Source organism: Bacillus sp. TE9106W (genome assembly GCF_054062215.1).
Genome location: NZ_JBSSFA010000034.1, coordinates 1 through 1940 on the forward strand (window position 1 = coordinate 1; position 1940 = coordinate 1940).

Sequence of the window (1940 nt, forward strand, 5' to 3'; positions counted from 1 at the left end):
TTTTCTTTAGGGGTGGCTTTGCCATCCCTTTTCTGTTTCAGTTTCCCCTCATCAAACCGTACGTGAGGTTTTCCCTCATACGGCTTTCCGATGTTCTTCCTTCTTTGGCTTTCAGTTTGTTCTAGCTTCCGACTCTCACGAGTATGTATGTTGTTTTCGTCATCAAATTCTTGATACGACCATGTTTCTTCCGAACATTTCTTTTCTTATTCCAGAAAAGATTAAGCCGTTCTAAGACATACCAATCTATTTTACAGAGCCACTTCTGTCCAATTGAAGATAAGCTATAGTAATTCTTGAATCCCTGTAGAATTCTATTTAAACCTTTTACCATCTCTTCTAATTGTAAATACAGTTTGTTCCTCGGCTCTGTGTATCCTTTAATGCGTTCTCGCATTTTCTTCATGGCTTTCTGGCTCGGAATATGCGCCATCACATACACTTTCTTCCCGCCTTTCACAGGTTTAGGGTATTTTCGATGGTGAAATCCTAGAAAATCAAATCCCTCGTTGCCATCCCACGTATTCACTAGCTTTGACTTTTCTACATGGATTGTAAGTTCTAATTTATTCATAATGGATTGTAGTATCCGAATACTTTCTAGTGCTTGTTGTTTTGTTTGACATACGATGACAAAGTCATCGGCATATCGAATCAGTTCCCCCAAGTGTTTACACTTCTTTTCCCAAATGGTATCCATATAATTTAAATATATGTTAGAAAGTAACGGAGATATCACGCCACCTTGTGGTGTACCTACTGTTGTTTCATGAAATTGCGCATGTTCCATGATTCCCGCTTCCAGCCATTTTCTAATGAGTTTTAACACTCTTCGGTCACTGATTCTTCTTTCTACAAGCCTCATTAATTTATCATGATTAATGTTATCAAAGTATCCTTGTATGTCTACGTCTACTATCCAATGAGATGTTTTACTCGCTTTCCGTATCTTCGATATCGCTTGATGTGCGTTTCGTTTCGGGCGAAATCCATACGAACAGTCTTGAAAATCAGCTTCAAAGATTGGTTCAATGACTAATTTTGTTGCCATTTGTACAACTCTATCTTTGATCGTAGGAATTCCAAGTGGTCTTTGTTTTCCATCCCCCTTTGGAATGTAGGTTCTTCTCACAGCTTGTGGATGATATGACTTACTTTTGAGTTCCTTGTACAACTCATTTAGAAAGTTACGTTCTCCATATTGGTGAACAATTTCCTCAATTGTTTGTCCATCAATTCCCCCACTCCCTCTATTCCGTTTTACCCTTCGCCATGCTTCAGCTAGTATATCAGGACGATAAATCTTATCATACAACGTATGAAATCTTCGGCTTGAACTTTCTTTGGCACAAAGATATAAAGTCTTCCAAAGTTCTTGAGCTTTTACATCGGTGTAGTTAGCTAGTTTTCCAGCATTCACTCACTCGTACCTCCTTCCAACTTATGAACAAAGTAGAGGTCCTTCCCTACATAACGTTGTGTTGTCGTTATGATATTCAGTACTATGACCTCCTCCGACTCCCTCTTTACAGTCCACCATTTCGCATATGCTTATAGGCTTTCTCTCTCCTTTCTGAAAGAAAGGGCAAAGGAGGGTCTCCCCAGTTCCAGACACTACTTTCTCAACATACCGCCCTCCTTACCCCGAGGGATTCTTTGATGTTGTATTTCCAAGTTCTTCACATCTTCCATGGTTTTCGCCTATATTCACCAGGCTCAACTTCCCTTTGTCCTATTGCTAGGCTTCTTTTAACGAGGCGGCAAGGTTCACTTTATGTTACGGTCTGCTGATTCGCTCGCACTTCTAAATAGAAGTTACTTTGTCACAGGGCTTCAACCTTAGGATTTCTCCACCAGTTGCCTGTCAGCTACTAGGCGACTTGGCTCTTACCTAGGCTGGACTTTCACCAGCAAGCAGTGCCCAGCTTAGCTGGGCACGC

Annotated in this window: 1 protein-coding gene; it reads right to left on the reverse strand. The window is 40.7% G+C overall.

All coding sequences use genetic code 11. The features are described 5' to 3' along the window. Positions 1–121 precede the first annotated feature (121 nt). Entirely contained in the window at positions 122–1420 is a 1299-nt protein-coding gene (ltrA, locus tag ACVWY7_RS26975; RefSeq protein ID WP_000991109.1) for a group II intron reverse transcriptase/maturase, read from the reverse strand. Positions 1421–1940 lie beyond the last annotated feature (520 nt).